At 67.9% G+C, this 16,738-nt stretch carries 14 protein-coding genes; 5 read left to right on the top strand and 9 right to left on the bottom strand.

The annotated features are described in order from the left end of the window. Positions 1–4 precede the first annotated feature (4 nt). From BCM27_RS24150 to BCM27_RS24135, 4 genes are read right to left on the bottom strand one after another with little or no spacing between them, the layout of a single operon-like run. Positions 5–775, bottom strand: coding sequence for an SDR family NAD(P)-dependent oxidoreductase (locus BCM27_RS24150; protein ID WP_004020494.1), 771 nt, complete (start codon positions 773–775; stop codon positions 5–7). Beyond that, positions 772–1,875 carry a zinc-binding dehydrogenase gene (locus BCM27_RS24145; RefSeq protein WP_004020493.1) on the bottom strand — a complete coding sequence of 368 codons (1,104 nt, stop codon included), beginning with the start codon at positions 1,873–1,875 and terminating at the stop codon, positions 772–774. The genes BCM27_RS24150 and BCM27_RS24145 overlap by 4 nt, the downstream gene beginning before the upstream one ends. Beyond that, positions 1,872–2,828 (bottom strand): TIGR03619 family F420-dependent LLM class oxidoreductase, encoded by a 957-nt coding sequence (locus BCM27_RS24140; RefSeq protein ID WP_004020492.1) that lies wholly within the window; start codon positions 2,826–2,828, stop codon positions 1,872–1,874. Before BCM27_RS24140 ends, BCM27_RS24145 begins: the two co-directional genes overlap by 4 nt. Further along, positions 2,828–4,579, bottom strand: a complete 1,752-nt coding sequence (locus BCM27_RS24135; RefSeq protein ID WP_004020491.1) for a PEP-utilizing enzyme — start codon at positions 4,577–4,579, stop codon at positions 2,828–2,830. The genes BCM27_RS24140 and BCM27_RS24135 overlap by 1 nt, the downstream gene beginning before the upstream one ends. A 256-nt stretch (positions 4,580–4,835) precedes the next feature. On the opposite strand from BCM27_RS24135, the gene BCM27_RS24130 reads away from it, so the two are divergent. Together BCM27_RS24130 and BCM27_RS24125 are read left to right on the top strand one after the other, a co-directional pair. Then, entirely contained in the window at positions 4,836–8,225 is a 3,390-nt protein-coding gene (locus BCM27_RS24130; RefSeq protein ID WP_004020490.1) for a pyruvate carboxylase, read from the top strand. A 198-nt stretch (positions 8,226–8,423) separates the two neighbouring features. Next, positions 8,424–9,014, top strand: a complete 591-nt coding sequence (locus BCM27_RS24125; protein WP_033204152.1) for a TetR/AcrR family transcriptional regulator — start codon at positions 8,424–8,426, stop codon at positions 9,012–9,014. A gap of 67 nt (positions 9,015–9,081) precedes the next feature. Here BCM27_RS24125 and BCM27_RS24120 read toward each other — a convergent pair whose 3' ends face one another. From BCM27_RS24120 to BCM27_RS24105, 4 genes are all read right to left on the bottom strand, one after another. Next, positions 9,082–9,741 (bottom strand): GntR family transcriptional regulator, encoded by a 660-nt coding sequence (locus BCM27_RS24120; RefSeq protein ID WP_004020488.1) that lies wholly within the window; start codon positions 9,739–9,741, stop codon positions 9,082–9,084. 96 nt (positions 9,742–9,837) lie between these two features. Beyond that, positions 9,838–10,824, bottom strand: a complete 987-nt coding sequence (locus BCM27_RS24115) for a transketolase family protein (protein WP_004020487.1) — start codon at positions 10,822–10,824, stop codon at positions 9,838–9,840. Position 10,825: 1 nt separating this feature from the next. After that, positions 10,826–11,722 carry a transketolase gene (locus BCM27_RS24110; RefSeq protein ID WP_004020486.1) on the bottom strand — a complete coding sequence of 299 codons (897 nt, stop codon included), beginning with the start codon at positions 11,720–11,722 and terminating at the stop codon, positions 10,826–10,828. Beyond that, positions 11,719–13,098 (bottom strand): MFS transporter, encoded by a 1,380-nt coding sequence (locus BCM27_RS24105; protein WP_004020485.1) that lies wholly within the window; start codon positions 13,096–13,098, stop codon positions 11,719–11,721. The genes BCM27_RS24110 and BCM27_RS24105 overlap by 4 nt, the downstream gene beginning before the upstream one ends. A gap of 169 nt (positions 13,099–13,267) precedes the next feature. On the opposite strand from BCM27_RS24105, the gene BCM27_RS24100 reads away from it, so the two are divergent. Both BCM27_RS24100 and BCM27_RS24095 read left to right on the top strand, forming a co-directional pair. Then, positions 13,268–14,149, top strand: a complete 882-nt coding sequence (locus tag BCM27_RS24100; RefSeq protein ID WP_004020484.1) for a sugar phosphate isomerase/epimerase family protein — start codon at positions 13,268–13,270, stop codon at positions 14,147–14,149. A 26-nt stretch (positions 14,150–14,175) separates the two neighbouring features. Further along, positions 14,176–14,946 (top strand): SDR family NAD(P)-dependent oxidoreductase, encoded by a 771-nt coding sequence (locus tag BCM27_RS24095; protein WP_004020483.1) that lies wholly within the window; start codon positions 14,176–14,178, stop codon positions 14,944–14,946. 25 nt (positions 14,947–14,971) lie between these two features. Here BCM27_RS24095 and BCM27_RS24090 read toward each other — a convergent pair whose 3' ends face one another. Further along, entirely contained in the window at positions 14,972–15,742 is a 771-nt protein-coding gene (locus BCM27_RS24090) for an enoyl-CoA hydratase-related protein (protein ID WP_004020482.1), read from the bottom strand. Positions 15,743–15,982: 240 nt separating this feature from the next. Between BCM27_RS24090 and BCM27_RS24085 the strand changes: the two genes are divergently transcribed. Beyond that, a complete protein-coding gene (locus BCM27_RS24085) occupies positions 15,983–16,732 on the top strand; it encodes a FadR/GntR family transcriptional regulator (protein ID WP_033204266.1) in 750 nt (249 codons plus the stop codon). Positions 16,733–16,738: the final 6 nt, after the last annotated feature.

Below are 16,738 nucleotides of genomic sequence, written 5' to 3'. Positions count from 1 at the left end.
GCGGTCAGACGGGCACGTCCACGCGGGGCGGGACCGTCTGACCGCTTCCGCAGGTGGCCCCGCCGTCCACCGGGATCGTCGTACCGGTGACGAACGAGGCCAGGGGAGAGGCGAGGAAGGCGATGACCTCGGCGACCTCATCGGCGGTTCCCCATCGTTGCAGCGGCACCATGCGTCGTAGTGACTCATAGCGCTCGGGGGTGTTCACCGCGATCCGCCGCGTCATGCCGGTCTCGATGGGGCCGGGGCACACGGTGTTGACGCGGATGCGGTCGCCGGCGAGGTCGATGGCCAGGGACCTCGCGAGGTTCACCACGCCGGCCTTGGCCGCCGCATAGGGCCACCGGTTCGGTTCACCGCCGAGGGCTGTCGCCGACGCCGTCACCACGACCGAACCTCCCCCGCTCCGACGAAAGGCCGGAATCGACTCGCGCACACCGAGAACCACCGACCGCAGGTTCACGTCGAGGGATCGGTCGAAGACGTCGAGGTCGAGGGTTTCGATCGACCCGGAGGCCGGCACCCCGGCGTTGAGGATGAGCGCGTCGAGACGGCCGAGCCTCTGCTCGGCGGTCTCGACGGCATGCCGGTTGTCGTCGGCAGACGTGACGTCCCCGACGACAGGGACGATCTGCGGATGGTCGTCGAACCTGGCGAGGGCCTCCGCGGAGGTGTCCACCGCCACGACGGAACCGCCGCGTTCGACGAGCAGTTCGGTCACGGCCCGTCCGATACCCGACCCGGCGCCGGTGACCACCGCGACGGAGTCGCTCACTCGGAGCCCATCTCGATGATCGCGCGGCCGACGATCTCGCCGCGGGCCAGCGCCTGGTAGGCCTCGTCCACCTGGTCGAGGCGGTAACGACGGGTGATCACCCGCTCGGGTTCGACGATCCCGCCGGCCACCATGCGCAGCAGGGCGGGCATGTCCCGGCGAGCCTTGGCGCCGTACGAACCGCGGATCTGCAGGCTGCGCCGGACGAGCCGGGCCAGGTCGATCTCGCCCGGCGAACCGGCGGGTGCGATACCGACGACGACGGCGCGACCGCCGTCGTCGAGGATGTCGAGTGCGGTCGCGAAGGTGCTCGGGTGTCCCAGTGCCTCGAACGCGACGTCGACACCGTGGCCGTCGGTCAGCGCGCGGACCTCCTCGACGACGTCGGTGTCGCGTGAGTTGACCGTGTGGGTGGCACCGAGCGCCGCCACGGCCTTGAGCTTGTCGTCGTTGACGTCGATCGCGATGATCTGCGCGACGCCCGCGGCGGCGGCGAACTGCACGATCGAGGAACCCACACCGCCGGCCGCCACGACGGCGATCCGGTCGGCCAGATGGAGTTCGGCGTTGTTGACCGCACCGAGTGCGGTGAACGAACTGCACCCGAGGATCGACACCTCACCGAGTCCGACGCCGTCGGGGACGACGAAGGCGTCCGAGGCGGGGACCACGCAGTACTCGGCCAACCCACCCATCGAGTACATCGCCAGCGGGCTGCCGTCGTCGCGCTGGAGGCGGGTCTCGCCGTCGTAGAGCGTTCCGTTGAGACGGTTGTGCGCGAAGAACTTCTCGCAGAGGTCGTCCATTCCGCGCGCACAGTGCCGACACTCGCCGCACGGCATGATGAAGCTGCAGACGACGCGATCGCCGACGGCCAGCGTGTCGACGCCGTCGCCGAGTGCTTCGACGACACCGGACACCTCGTGCCCGAGAACCGCCGGGGCCGGGAACCTCACCTCGGACTTCAGCACGTGCAGGTCGGTGTGGCAGACCCCGCATGCGGTGACCTTGAGCAGGATCTCACCGCGGCGCGGCGTCGGACGCGGGATCTCCTCGACGGTCAGTGTCGGCGAATCGCCCTCGAAGACGGCGGCTTTCATGATGCGTTCTCCTTCTGCTCCCGGGCGGCCGGGCCGGTCGCGTCGTGCGCGAGCCGGATCAGCGGCGCGAGTCGTTCGGGCATCGCGGCCCAGTCGTCCGACGACCGGATGTCGTCGGAGAAATTGCATTCGATGATGAAGTGGTCGGCACCCACCGCGACCGCGGTCTCGAGGTCGGCGGCGACGCCGTCGAGTCCCTGGCCTCCCGAACCCACCGGATCGGTGGGGCGCTGGAGGTAGGAACGCAGGTACAACCGCACCGGCGCACGGTCGGCCGGGCGCTGTGCGGCCATGGCATCGAGCTGCTCGCGCAGCGCGTCGGCCGTTCCGCTGCTGGGGTTCCAGATGTCGAAAAGCGCTGCCGTGCGGGCGAGACCACGTTCCGAGCGTAACCCGGACAGCAGCGGCGGGTGGGGAGTCTGGACCGGTTTCGGGCGCACCGTCGACCTCGGGATCTCGAAGAAGTCACCGGAGAACTCCACCGGGTCGGGACCCCAACACGCCTGGACGGCGCGCACCAGCTCGTCCATCCGACGCCCCCGGGTCCGGGGATCGACGTCCATGAGGCGATGTTCCTCGTCGGACCAGCCGACGCCGAGCCCCGCGACGAGGCGTCCGCCGGAGAGCAGGTCGAGGGTGGCCAACCGCTGGGCGAGTTCGACGGGCCGGTGATACCCGGCGACCAGGATGCTGCTGCCGATCAGGGTTCGATCCGTGCAGGCGGCGGCGAAGGCCATCAGTTCGGTGGCCCCGAGCACCGACCGGTAGGCCGGGTGCACCGAGGTGGTGTGGCGTCCGCCGTACACGGAGCTGTTCTGCTCGGAGTAGAAGAGGTGTTCCTGCGCCCACAGGCCGGTGAAGCCGAGTTCCTCGGCGGCCACCGCGAAGTCGCGCACCGCCGCGACATCGACGTGTTCACCGAGCTGGGGCAGTGCGAGGCCGACGGTCGCCATCAGAGGATGGTGACCTGGCCGGTGGTGCCGTCGACTTCGATCATCGCGCCGTCCGTGATGCGGGCGGTGGCGTCCTGCACCGATACGGCACAGGGGATTCCGAGTTCGCGGCACACGATGGAGGAGTGTGTGATGGTGGCGCCGACGTTGACGACGACCCCGCCCGCGAACACGAACAGCGGTGTCCACGCCGGGTCTGTCTGCGGCGCGACCAGGATGTCGCCCTCCTCCAGCTGTTCGGCCTCATAGGGGTCGTGCAGGATGCGGGCGCGTCCTCGAGCCACCCCGGGAGCGCCGCCGACGCCGGTGAGGACGTCGCCGGGAACCGCAGGCTCCACCCGCTGCCCGGTGCGGCGGGGCCACTGCGACAGCGGGAGCGGTTCGAACAGGAAGAACGGCGGTTGCAGATCGAACAGCGCGAGGTACTGATCGCGACGCTCTCTGATGGTGTCGGCGAAGGACTCCGGGTCGGCGACGAACTGCTCCAGTTCGTCGTCGACGATCATCGTGATGTCGTGGTGGTCGTCCATCACGCCGCGCTCGACCATCCGGGAGCCGAGTTCGTAGAGCGCGCCGCGCATCTCGCCCATGATCTTGACGCAGGCGGTCTTGGTCCGCTCGCGCCAGGGCATGAACTTGGTGATGGATTTCGCCGCGTTCAGGAATGCCGTCTTCGTCTCCGCATCGGGCATCTTCTCGGCGAGCTCGGCGGTGAGAGCGATGCGCTTCTCCTGATTGCGGCGGAGGATGAGTTCGGGGTCGGCCTCGGCCGGGCTGTTGCGCATTCCGTTGATCGCCATCAGGGCGAGAACGGGTTTCGTCTCCCAGCTGTCGGAACGGATGTCCCATTCGTTGGGTGCGCGGGACCCGTACCGGTGGAGGAAGTCGTCGAACTGGTCCCGGAACTCCTTGGCGTCGGCGGACTCGCTGGACGCGATGGTCTCCAGCACCGACGACAGCCCGGCGTCGAAGATCTCGGTCAGTTCGGCCGAGCCCGCAACGAGGCGTCCGAGCTTCCACATCGCGTACGACGGTGCAGCCGAGTCGACACCGCCCAGGCCGCTGAGCAGGTCACCCAGCTTGTCGGCCTCACCGATGCTCGCGAGCAGTTCGCCGGCGACGGCCGGGCCCATCGTCGACAGCGTCGTGGTGACGGGGTGGTAGGCGTAGCAGTAGATGAGGTCGGGCAGCAGCGACCTCGCGTGCTCGACGAGTTCGGCGTCGGACAGGGAAGCGAAGTCGGGGCGCTGCTCACGTGCGGCGTCGGCGCGGCGCTTGGCCTCCTCCGCCTCCGGGAAGGTGTCGGTGGTGAGCGCCCAGGCGGTCTTCTCCGCGAGGCCCGCGGTCAGTTCGGCGTTCTCGTCGCCGGGCTTGGGCTGGTACTCGGGGATGTCGGGGTGATCGCCGACCCACAGGCTGTTCCACACGGGCACGGTCAGCCCCGGGAGGCGGGCACCGTTCAGCTCGGTCATCGAGAAGTTCGTGTAGTGATAGCCGCCGAAGTTGCCGATGATCTCCGGCATGACCTCGTCGATCTCCTCCGGCAGGTGCGTGCCGAGGTGCTTGGTGTAACCCTCGCGCCACCCGATGTTGAGGCCCTTGTTCCAGACCATCGTCACGTTCAGGGGACTCGACGGGTCCGGAAGGACCTCGCCCGCATTGGCCCGGGTGTAGACGGGGTAGCGGCTGCTGAACTCCCAGTCGGTGATCCAGCGGTCGATGTCGACCGGTCCCGCAGGCTGATCACTCATGGTTCCTCCTCGATCGAGGTGACGAGATGTGTATGTCAAGTCACACTATAGAAAGCTGACGCTGATGGAAACATGTACAGAGATATTTCGCAGCTGTTTGGACGCATGAGTCGCGCGTACACGCTCAATCAGTAACTTGACGGTGTATCTAGTATGGTGCGTGCAGACCCCGGAGATCTGGGTCACAGACTTCCCGGCGCCGCCCGTCCTTCCACGTGGTTCTCCCCGGCGCATCCGGTGACAGAAAGGAAAACCCATGTTCGAGAAGGTGCTGGTGGCGAATCGGGGCGAGATCGCGGTGCGGGCGTTCCGCGCGGCGGTCGAACTCGGTGCGACGACCGTCGCTGTCTACCCCCATGAGGATCGCAACTCGGTGCACCGGGCGAAGGCGTTCGAATCCTACGAGATCGGTGAGCGCGGACATCCCGTACGCGCCTACCTCTCGGTCGACGAGGTGGTCAGCACCGCGGTCGCAGCCGGCGCCGACGCCGTCTACCCGGGGTACGGCTTCCTGTCCGAGAATCCCGCTCTGGCGCGCGCGTGTGCGGCTCAGGGGATCACGTTCGTCGGGCCGTCCGCCGACGTGCTGGAGCTGGCGGGCGACAAGTCGCGGGCCGTGGCCGCCGCCGCGGCGGCGGGCCTGCCGGTGCTGGTCTCCTCGGCGCCGTCGAGTGATGTGGACCAGTTGGTGGCGGCGGGCGAGGAGATCGGGTTCCCCCTGTTCGTCAAGGCGGTGGCCGGCGGGGGTGGTCGGGGCATGCGCCGGGTCGACCGACCCGAGGGTCTCCGCACGGCGATCGAGGCCGCATCGCGGGAGGCGACGACGGCCTTCGGTGACGGAACGGTGTTCCTGGAGCGCGCGGTGGTCGACGCCCGGCACATCGAGGTGCAGATCCTGGCCGACGCCGCGGGCGAGGTCATCCACCTGTACGAGCGGGACTGCTCGCTGCAGCGGCGCCATCAGAAGGTCGTCGAGGTGGCGCCGGCGCCCCGGCTCGACCCGGAAGTCCGGGACCGGATCTGCTCCGACGCGGTCGCGTTCGCCCGTCACATCGGCTACACCTGTGCCGGCACGGTGGAATTCCTGCTCGGTGCCGACGGCCGCCACGTCTTCATCGAGATGAACCCGCGAATCCAGGTGGAGCACACGATCACCGAGGAGATCACCGACGTCGACCTCGTTGCGGCCCAGATGCAGATCGCGTCGGGCGCGACTCTCGCGGACCTCGGGCTCGCCCAGGAGTCGATCGAGATCCGCGGAGCCGCCGTGCAGTGCCGGATCACCACCGAGGATGTCACCGACGGATTCCGGCCCGACACCGGCCGGATCACCGCCTACCGCACCCCGGGCGGCTCGGGGGTGCGACTCGACGGCAGCGTCGGACTCGGCTCCGAGATCGGGTCGCACTTCGACTCGATGCTGGTGAAACTGACCTGCCGCGGGCGGGATCTCGCCACGGCCAGGGCGCGCGCCCAACGGGCTATCGCGGAGTTCCGGGTGCGCGGGGTCGCCACCAACATCCCGTTCCTGCAGGCGGTTCTGGCCGACGAGGACTTCGGCGAGTGGCGGGTGACCACGTCGTTCATCGAGTCCCGGCCGGACCTCCTCGACCAGCATGCGTCGGCCGACCGCGGCACCCGAATCCTCCGCTACCTCGCCGACATCACGGTGAACCGGCCCAACGGCGAGCGTCCCTCGACGGTGTATCCCTCCGACAAGCTGCCGGTCGTCGACCTGTCGGTCACCCCGCCGGAAGGATCCCGCGACCGCCTGCGCAGACTGGGGCCCGAGGCCTTCGCCGCGGAACTGCGCGCGTCGAGCGCACTGGCGTTGACCGACACCACCTTTCGGGACGCCCACCAGTCGCTGCTGGCCACCCGTGTCCGTACCCGGGACCTGCTGACGGTCGCTCCGTACGTCGCGCGGATGACCCCACAGCTGTGGTCGGTCGAGGCGTGGGGCGGCGCCACCTTCGACGTCGCACTGCGGTTCCTGAAGGAGGACCCCTGGGAGCGTCTGGCCGCCCTCCGGGAAGAGATGCCCAACATCTGTCTGCAGATGCTGCTGCGCGGCAAGAACACGGTGGGCTACACGCCCTATCCCCAGCAGGTCAGCGATGCGTTCGTCCGAGAGGCGGCAGCCACCGGCGTCGACGTCTTCCGGATCTTCGACGCCCTGAACAACGTCGACGCGATGCGCCCGGCGATCGACGCGGTGCGCGAGACGGGGACCGGCGTCGCGGAGGTCGCGATGTCCTACACGGGCGATCTCGGTGATCCGGGCGAGACCCTGTACACGCTGGACTACCACCTCGCCCTGGCCGAGCGGATCGTCGAGGCGGGTGCCCATGTGCTGGCCGTCAAGGACATGGCCGGCCTGCTACGCCCCGCCGCCGCAGCAACGTTGGTGCGCGCGTTGCGGTCTCGATTCGACCTACCGGTACATCTGCACACGCACGACACCGCAGGCGGCCAGCTCGCGACGTACCTCGCGGCGTGGGAGGCCGGCGTGGACGCCGTGGACGGGGCCAGCGCCCCTCTCGCCGGGACGACCAGTCAGCCTCCGCTGTCGGCGATCGTCGCCGCGACCCGGCACACCGACCGCGACACGGGGATCGACCTCGGTGCGACGTGCGCGCTGGAACCGTACTGGGCCGCGGTCCGTGCCGCGTACGCGCCGTTCGACACCGGCCTGCCTGCGCCGACGGGCCGGGTCTATGCACACGAGATCCCCGGCGGCCAGCTCTCCAACCTACGGCAACAGGCACTGGCCCTGGGGCTGGCGGACCGGTTCGAGGACGTCGAGGCCGCCTATGCCGGTGCCGACGCCGCCCTGGGCCGGCTCATCAAGGTGACGCCCTCGTCGAAGGTCGTGGGCGACCTGGCGCTCGCGCTCGTCGGGGCCGGTGCGAGCGCCGCGGAGTTCGCCGCCGACCCCACGGCCTACGACATCCCGGACTCGGTCCTCGAGTTCCTGCGCGGAGACCTGGGCGAACCGGCGGGCGGTTGGCCGGAGCCGCTGCGCACGCGCGCGTTGGAGGGCCGCGCGGACCCGCGTCCGGCGCAGGAACTCACCGACGACGACCTCGGGGCTCTCGCCGGGACGTCGGCGCAACGCCGCAGCGCCCTCAACCGGTTGCTCTTCCCGGCGCCGGATCGCGAATACCTCGAGCATCGGCGGACTTTCGGTGACACCTCGCGCCTGTCGACGAACCAGTTCTTCTACGGACTCCGCCAGGACGAGGAGCACCGCGTCGAACTGGAGAAGGGCGTCGAGCTGCTCATCGGGCTCGAGGCGATCTCCGATGCGGACGAGTCGGGGATGCGCAACGTGCTGTGCATCCTCAACGGACAGCTTCGGCCGGTGCGGGTTCGGGATCGGTCCGTGGAGTCGACGACGCGGGCGGCGGAGAAGGCCGACCGCAGCGATCCGGGACACCTCGCCGCGCCCTTCGCGGGCGTGGTGACGCTCGCCGTGAAGGAAGGCGACGAGCTACGACGCGGCGAGCCGGTCGGGACCATCGAGGCCATGAAGATGGAGGCGACGATCACCGCACCGTGTTCCGGTGTGGTGCAACGGGTCACGGTGTCGGGCTCGGCCGAGGTCGAGGGTGGTGACCTGCTTCTGACGCTGGCCTCCTCCTGATACCCGCCCGCGCTGGAAGCGATTCCGGGCCCGCACCAGCACCCCTGGTGCGGGCCCGTGGTCACTGTCGAAGTCTGTGTGGGGGGAGGTGTCCTGCTCATGTAGACGAACCTGTCTACATGACGACCGTAGGCAATGTAGACAGACTTGTCCACCCGGGCGCTGGAGACTGTGGACAGATCTGTCTACGATGGTGGCGTGAGCATCGCCGAAACACTGGATCCGCACATCGATGTGCCGACCCTCCCGGCTCGGGAACGGATACTGGCCACCGCGTACCGGCTGTTCTATCGCGACGGCATCCGGGCGACCGGCATCGACAAGGTGATCGCCGAGGCCGGGGTCACCAAGGTGACCTTCTATCGACACTTTCCGAGTAAGGACGCACTGATCCTGGCTTTTCTGGATCTGCGACATCGGCGCTGGGTGGAGTGGTTCGTCGGCGCGCTCGACCGCCATGCTGCCGGCAATCGTCGCCGCCCCGCGGTGGTGTCGGCGATCGAGGAGTGGCTCACCGCGGACTCTTTCCGCGGTTGCGCTTTCATCAACAGCGTCAACGAGATCGGGGCCGATCTACCCGAGGTGTATGCCGTCACCGCTCGACACAAGGCAGATGTGGTCGCGGCCATCAAAGCGACTCTTCCGCCAGGTGCGAACCGCAACCGGACAGCACAAGCCCTCGGAGTGGCGGTCGACGGCGCAGTCGTGCAAGCGCAGTGGCACCGCGACGCCACCGCCGCGGTGAAAGGCCTGGCGACGATCGCCTCGACGCTGCTGCAGCAGGCGTGATCGGCTGAGGGCCGCGATGCGCCTCAGGATCTCGACGTAGGGCTGACGGTCGGCACCGGTGGCCCGGTCACCGCACCAGGTTGTCCGCCGCCCAGTTCATGTGATCGGCAACCGTCTGTCGGGCCGCCGCCGTGTCTCCGCTGTCGATCGCGTCGACCACCGCCATGTGGCGATCGGTGTCCATGTTGCCGAGCGCTCGATCAGTCCCGGCGTACATGATCGACATCCGTATCGAACCCTCGAGCGAAGTCCACGAGTGCACGAGCGTCTCGTTGCCGGTGAGGCGGCACATCGTGCGGTGGAAGTCGAGGTCGGCCTCGATTCGCTCGTCGAGATTGTCGGCTCCCGCACTGGCCATGCGCGACAGGGTTTCTCGCAGTTCTTCTGCGACGAGACCCCGATCGGACCGGGCGGCGAGCTGGACGGCTGCGAGTTCCTCGAGAGCGGCGCGGACCGCGAAGATGTCGCGGATCTCTTTCTGATCGAGGCTGCGCACGGAGAGCCGGCCGCGCGGGCCCGACACCACCAGCCCCTCCTGCTGAAGTTGGCGCAACGCCTCCCGCAGTGTGCCGCGGCTGATACCCAGGCGCTCCGACAGTTCCGTCTCGACCAGGGCACTCCGCGGACGCAACTCGCCGCTGGTGATGGCCGTGCGCAGGGCCGCGACGGCCTGTTCACGCAAATTTGTGCGTTGCAGACCGAGCAGCGCGCCCTTCTGGTCCGCCATGGCCGTCCTCCTGTCGACAACACCGATGTTGACTGCTGTTTGTTGACATGAGTGTACGTGCACGGCGTTTCCAGAAGGGCGGACGGCGCGGAGATCTCAGAGTTCGGCGAGGACCCGCGCCTCGATGCTGTCGGTGGACAGGCCGTAGCGGTGGTGCAGGGTCGGCAGCGCGCCGGCGTCGAGGAACTCGTCGGGCAACGCGATGGCCCCGACCTGGACGCCCAGTCCGCGCTCGACGATCGCCGAGGCGACGGTCTCGAACAACCCACCCACGCGCGTGTGGTTCTCCATCGTGTAGGCGCGGCGACCCTTCGCCAGTTCCCCGAGCACGGTCTCGGAGTCGAACGGTTTGATGGTCGGCGTGTGGACGACGCTCACGTCCACGTTGTGCCGTTCGAGCTGTTCGGCGGCTTGCAATGCACGCATGGTCATCAACCCCGAGGAGACGAACACGACGTCGTTGCCGGGACGAAGCACCTTGGCCTTGCCGAGCTCGAAGGTGTAGTCGTACTCGTCGAGAATCGTCGCCACCTTGCCGCGCAGCAGGCGCAGGTACGACGGCCCGGGCGCCGCCGCCAATTGCGGCACAGCCTGTTCCAGGTCGACCGAGTCGCAGGGGTCGACGATCGTCAGGTTCGGCATGCCGCGGAAGATCGCCATGTCCTCGGTGGCCTGATGGCTCGGGCCGTAGCCGGTTGTGAGGCCGGGCAATCCACCGACGATGTTGACGTTCAGGTTCGGCTCGGCGATGTCCAAGCACAGGAAGTCGTAGGCGCGGCGTGCGGCGAAGACCGAGTAGGTCGACGCGAACGGGATGAGTCCTGTCTCGGCCATACCGGCCGCGGCGCCGAACAGGAGTTGCTCGGCCATGCCCATCTGGAAGAAGCGGTCCGGCATCGCCTGGGCGAGGATGTGCATGTCGGTGTACTTGGCGAGGTCGGCACTGAGGCCGACGATCCGCGGGTCGGCCTCCGCGGCGCGGACGAGCGCATGGCCGAACGGCGCCGTGACGGTGCGCTGGCCGGGGTCGACGAACGAGGCGATCATCGCCGAGGTCTTGAGTTTCGGTGCGGTGGTGGTCATGTCAGGCCTTCGGGATGTTCGATGAGAAGCGTTCGGTCAGTTGGTCTCGGCAGATCTGCCACTCGTGCTCCTCGATCCGCATGAAGTGCGCCTTCTCGCGATCCTCGAGGATTGTCGCGCCATAACCGACCTTGGTGTCGCAGATGACGATCGACGGTGTCCCGCGCGGGGTGGCCCGGGATGCCACGTCGTCGAACGCGTCGAGGAGTGCGACCGGATCGTTGCCGTTGACCCGGCGTACGTACCAGCCGGCAGCTTCCCATTTCTGTTCGACCGGTTCGATGTTCAGAATCCCGGCCGTCGGGCCGTCGGCCTGCAGCGCGTTCATGTCGACCATCGCGATGAGGTTGCCCAGCTGATGGTGATGGGCGCCCATCGCGGCCTCCCACGTCGACCCTTCGTCGAGTTCGCCGTCGGACAGGAAGTTGAAGATGCGGGATTCCGAGTTCTGGTGGCGCAAGCCGAGGGCCATGCCGACCGCCACGGTCAGTCCGTGGCCCAGCGAGCCCCCGGAGATCTCCATTCCCGGTGTGTACGAGGCCATCCCGGACATGGGAAGACGGGAGTCGTCGGCGGCGTAGGTGAGGAGTTCGTCGGTCTCGATGATCCCCGCCGCGGCGAGTGCGGCATAGAGGCCGATGGCGTAATGCCCGGTGGACAGCAGGAAGCGGTCGCGTTCGGCCCAGTGGGGGTCGGTCGGGCGGTGTCGGAGCTGGCTCGCATAGACGGTCGCGAGGATGTCGGCGGCGCCGAGCGCCTGGCCGACATATCCCTGCCCCTGGACCTCACCCATGTCGATGACATGGTGGCGCATCCGGTAGGCGAAGTCGGTGACCTCGGCGAGGCGGTCGGTGGGGTCGATCTCGATGTCGACGGCGGTGTGGGAGGTGACAGTCACAGCAGTTCCTTGGTGGGATGGGAGACAGAAGGGCGTTCGTCGACATGGTCGTGTTCAGCTGCATTGCGGTGCGCGTCGGCGACCAGGCGGCGCTGTTCGGGGCCCCACGTCTCGCGGGTCATCAGCGCGGCGACGAGCCCGATCGCGGCGTAGGAGGCGAACAACAGGGCGGGTCCGACCCACCCGAGCCAGATGAAGAGCAGGGTCGTGATGAAGGGCGTGAAGCCGGAGACCATGGCCGAGATCTGGTAGGCGAGGGAGGCTCCCGAGGCGCGGCGCGCGGCGTCGAACAGTTCGGGGAACCACGCGCCCTGCGCACCGGCAAGAGCGTTCTGGCAGACCGCATAGGACAGGACGATCGTCGCCGCGATGAACAAGATCAAGCCTGTGTTGACCAGCAGGAACATCGGGATCGCGAAGAGTACGGCGAACGCGCAGACGCCGATGTAGACGGGACGCCGACCGACCTTGTCGGTCAGTGTCGCCCACCCGACGGTGGCCCCCACACCGATCGCAGAGGCGATACACAGAGACGTCAGGGTCTCGCTCTTGGTGGCGAGTTCCTCGCTGTGCAGGTACGAGATCATGTAGGTGATCGACACCGCGTAACCGGCGGTTTCGGCGACGCGAAGTCCGATGCCGCGCAGGATGTCTCGCCAATCGTGCTTGATGGACTCGATGACCGGGGACTTCTCGACCCGGCCGGAGTCCTTGACCTCCTCGAACACCGGGGATTCGGGGACCTTGGCCCGGATGATCAGCCCGACCGCTACCAGCACGATGCTGGCCAGGAACGGCACCCGCCAGGCCCAGTCGCCACCGAGGTGGACGCTGCCGAGGAACACCAGATTGGCCAGCAGCAATCCGACGGGGAAGCCGGCCTGCACGATGCCGGTGTACTTGCCCTTCGACCGCCATGGCGCGTGTTCGTAACTCATCAGAATCGCGCCACCCCATTCGGCGCCGAAGGCGAGGCCCTGCACGATCCGCACGATGACCAGGAGGATCGGGGCGATCACGCCGACCTGGGCGTAGGTCGGGAGCAGGCCGATGACGAAGGTCGCCAGGCCCATCACGATCAGCGAGGCGACGAGGACGGGTTTACGCCCGACGCGGTCACCGAGGTGCCCGCCGATGATGCCGCCGATGGGGCGGGCGGCGAACCCGACGCCGAGCGTGGCAAATGCCGCGAGCGTGCCGGCCACCGAACTCTGTCCGGGGAAGAACGCAGTGCCGAAGTACAGCGCTGCAGCCGTACCGAAGCCGATGAAGTCGTAGGTCTCGATCACGGCGCCGACCGAGGAGCCGACGGCGACGCGTTTTGCGTCCGGCGTGCCCTCGATCGGGCCGCGCATCTGGAGTGCCGCTGTCGTCATCGCGCACCCCTCCTTCGAGTAGATGGGTCAAGTTTCTCAGTGAGCGTTGGGCCGCAACAACCACGAGTGTGACCCGACACACTTTCATTGTCAACAGTCGACGGTTGGCGGTTGACTGTTTGCAGGTTGACGCTTACTGTGGTCCGCATCACGACCAAGGAGGCAGGAAATGCGCCACCCACGACTCGGTTGTTCGACGATCACGTTTCGTCGACAAGAGCTGAGCCGAGCCCTCGGCACCATCGCCGAACTGGGGTTTCGTGAAGTCGATCTCGGTTCTCTACCGACGGTGTGCGAGCACGTCCCGCTCGCGCTCGATGAGCAGGTGCGATCTCGAGTCGCCCGGACAGTTCGGGACAGCGGACTCGGCGTGCGCTCGATCAACGCCGACATCGGCGACCTGAACCGCCCGGCTTCGACGAGCGAACTGGACGCCTCCCGCGCACACCTCCATGAACTGTTGACGCTCGCCGCCGCGGTGGGAGCGACTGCCCTGGTCCTGCCGAACGGGGCGTTGTCGCATGAGCCGGTCGAGACGCTCACCGCCGATCTCGACCGGGTGGCCGGCCGGCTCGCCGAGGCCGCCGAGACCGCAGAGGACTGCGGGGTCGAGTTGTGGACCGAGTCCCTGCACGTACATCGGTTGTGCTGCACGGCCGAACGCGCGCTGGCCCTTGCGGCCCGGCTCGACGGGAGCCGGGTCCGTCACGTCGTGGACTTCAGCCACGTCGTCGCCTCCGGAGCGGGGCTGACCGAGACGATCGACGCGTACGGTGACCGCACCGCCCACGTCCATCTCCGCGACGCGACCCGAGGACTCGTCTCCGATCTGCCCGACCCCTTGATGCCAGGCAACATCAATCTCAGCATCGGGCGGGGCGAGGTCGACTTCGAGCAGGGCTTGGTCGCGTTGCAACGCAATGCCTTCGACGGTCACTTCACCCTCGAACTGGAGACGCACGACGTGTCCGAGGGCGCGCGCGCATCTTCAGCCGCCGCGGCGGCCGACACCATCGAATCGCTTCTGAACCTGCACCCCGCCGGCACCTGAACATCGCTACAGCAAGGAGATTCACCATGACCATCAAGCGCACCGCCGTCATCACCGGCGCCGCATCCGAATCCGGACTGGGTCGCGCGACTGCCGCGCGCTACGCCGAGGACGGCTGGGCCATCGTCGTTCTCGATCTCGACGGCGAGAGCTCGGCCAAGGTCGCCGCCGAGATCGGCAACGCCTACGACGTTCCCGCGTTCGGCACCGCCATCGACGTCGCCGACGAGTCCTCGGTCGCACGAGCCCATGAGGCCATCGCGGCCGAGGTCGCTTCGGGAGCGCTGCCCCCGATCGGCGCGCTCGCCAACATCGCGGGCATCACCTCACCCGTCCCGTTCCTCGAGACCACGGTCGACCTGTGGAACAAGGTGATGGCCGTCAACGCCACCGGCACCTACCTCGTCACGAAGGCATTCCTGCCGGACATGATCGAGAACGGATGGGGGCGGATCGTCAACATGTCGTCGGTGTCGGCTGAGCGTGGCGGCGGCGTCTTCGGCAAGGTTCCCTACTCGTCGGCCAAGGCCGCGGTCCTCGGCTTCACCAAGAGCCTCGCGCGCGAGCTCGGCGACTGCGGAGTGACCGTCAACGCGGTCGCGCCGGGCGCAGCAGACACCGCGATCCGGGTCGGCAGCACCTCCGAGCAGGAGGCGGCGATCGCCGCGAGCATCCCGCTGGGCCGCGTTGCCACCACTCGCGAGGTCGCCTCGGTCATCACCTTCCTCAGCTCCGAGGATGCTGCTTACCTCACCGGCACCACGATCGACATCAACGGCGGAAGCCACATGCACTGACGCTCGGTAGCACAGGTCGTCGTGATCAGCCCTTGGCCAGGCCGGCGACCTGTGCTTCGACGGCCGCCTTGGAATCCGGATGTTCGGAGAGCCGGACGGTGAACGACTGTTCGAGCTCGTAGCCGCGCCGGATGTCGAGGTCCTCACATCCGTTCAGCGACTGCTTGGCCAGCACGATGGCGTGCCGGCTCTTCGCCGCGATCGAACGGGCGCGCGCGGTGGCGATCTCCATCAGTTCCTCGTGCGCGACGACCTCGATCGGGGCACCCCAGCGTGCCAGCGTCGTCGCATCGGCGGGCTCGGCCGTGAGGAACATCCGGCGCATCGCCTGCTGGGGCAGCATCCGTGCGGTGAAGCGACCACCGCCGAGGACGCCGACATTCATCTCGGGAAGTCCGAACGTGGCCCGCTCGGAGGCGACGACGAGATCCGACAGGGCGACAAAGCCGAAACCGCTTCCCAGGGCGGGGCCGTTGACCGCCGCGACGACGGGCAGATGGCAGTCACGGATGCTGAACAGCGCGCGCCGGGCACGTCGCATGGCGATGTCACCGCTGATCGTGGACATCGTGCGGAACTCGTTGATGTCGTTGCCCGCGCAGAAGATCCGGCCGCGCCCGGTCAGGACGATCGCGCGGACCTCCTGATCGTCGGACAGGGCGTCGAAGGTGGCGGCGATGTCGTCGTACATCTGGCCGTCCACGGCGTTCACCTTGCCGCGGGCCAGCTCGACACACGCGACGCCGGGCTCGCGCATCGTGACCGAGAGATGCTCTGATGCAGTGGTTGTCGCCATCTCGTGTGCCTACCTCTCCTGAGCCGCGCCGATTGATCGCTCGCTCGCGGCGGCGGTGCGCACGGGCGGCGGGCGCGAACAGATCGTGATCGGCCCCACGGTATCGAAGCTCCTTAAATATGTACAGAGTTTATGGCGAAGGAGTCACGGAGTTCGGGCAACCGGCTTGTTCGCGAACCGCCGGACGCCGAGGTCGGTAAGGTATCGACACCGACCGACCTGCGCACCCACGGGAGACCCATGACCGTCGCCGACGAGCCCGACACCCGTCAGCCTCGTGGACAGAAGATGTCCGCGAAGGTGGCCAACATGGTGGCCGACGAGATTCTCGGTGGCGGCATCGTCGAGGGCCAACGGCTGCCCACCGAGAAGGAGATGGTCACCGAGTACGGGGTGGCCCGGACGACGGTGCGCGAGGCGCTGCGGCTGCTCGAGAGTCGCGACCTGGTGACGATCAAGGCCGGGATCGGTGGTGGCCCCATCGCCAAGCGGCCCGAACTCGATTCCCTCGGCAACATCATGAAGCTCTTCCTGCAGATCAACGGCGCGAACATCAGCGATGTCATCGACGTTCGGCTGATGCTCGAACCGATGGTCGCGCGCGCGGCGGCGGAGAATGTCACCGACGATCAACTCGATGCGATGCAGGCCGCGCTGGACCGGATGCGCGAGCACCCCGAGGACCACGACAACTTCCAGGAGAACAACGCGGCCTTCCAGCGCGGTGTCTACGAGGCTGCGGGCAATCCCGCCCTGCGGGTCGTGATGGAGACACTGTGGCTGCTCGTCCGCGACGCCGAACCCGTCGAACACCCCATCGCGACCAGGCTCGCGGCCTTCGAACTCCAGCAGGACATCCTCGACGCCATGCGCGCTCGCGACGTCGAGGCGACGGCGGCCGCCATGGACGTGTTCAACCAGGAGTCCGCGCGGTACTACCGCCGCCGGCTCCGCGACATCATCTCCCGCCCGGTTCGGTGGCAGATCTGAGTTTCG

Source organism: Gordonia terrae, assembly GCF_001698225.1.
GTDB lineage: Bacteria > Actinomycetota > Actinomycetes > Mycobacteriales > Mycobacteriaceae > Gordonia > Gordonia terrae.
The sequence above is the reverse complement of the archived record's forward strand: the minus strand, read 5'-3'. Positions and strand labels throughout refer to the sequence as shown.

Coding starts and splice junctions, on each gene's coding strand:
- BCM27_RS24145 (WP_004020493.1), bottom strand. CDS start 1,875: ATGAAAGCCGCCGTCTTCGAGGGCGATTCGCCGACACTGACCGTCGAG.
- BCM27_RS24140 (WP_004020492.1), bottom strand. CDS start 2,828: ATGGCGACCGTCGGCCTCGCACTGCCCCAGCTCGGTGAACACGTCGAT.
- BCM27_RS24135 (WP_004020491.1), bottom strand. CDS start 4,579: ATGAGTGATCAGCCTGCGGGACCGGTCGACATCGACCGCTGGATCACC.
- BCM27_RS24130 (WP_004020490.1), top strand. CDS start 4,836: ATGTTCGAGAAGGTGCTGGTGGCGAATCGGGGCGAGATCGCGGTGCGG.
- BCM27_RS24120 (WP_004020488.1), bottom strand. CDS start 9,741: ATGGCGGACCAGAAGGGCGCGCTGCTCGGTCTGCAACGCACAAATTTG.
- BCM27_RS24115 (WP_004020487.1), bottom strand. CDS start 10,824: ATGACCACCACCGCACCGAAACTCAAGACCTCGGCGATGATCGCCTCG.
- BCM27_RS24105 (WP_004020485.1), bottom strand. CDS start 13,098: ATGACGACAGCGGCACTCCAGATGCGCGGCCCGATCGAGGGCACGCCG.
- BCM27_RS24100 (WP_004020484.1), top strand. CDS start 13,268: ATGCGCCACCCACGACTCGGTTGTTCGACGATCACGTTTCGTCGACAA.
- BCM27_RS24095 (WP_004020483.1), top strand. CDS start 14,176: ATGACCATCAAGCGCACCGCCGTCATCACCGGCGCCGCATCCGAATCC.
- BCM27_RS24090 (WP_004020482.1), bottom strand. CDS start 15,742: ATGGCGACAACCACTGCATCAGAGCATCTCTCGGTCACGATGCGCGAG.
- BCM27_RS24085 (WP_033204266.1), top strand. CDS start 15,983: ATGACCGTCGCCGACGAGCCCGACACCCGTCAGCCTCGTGGACAGAAG.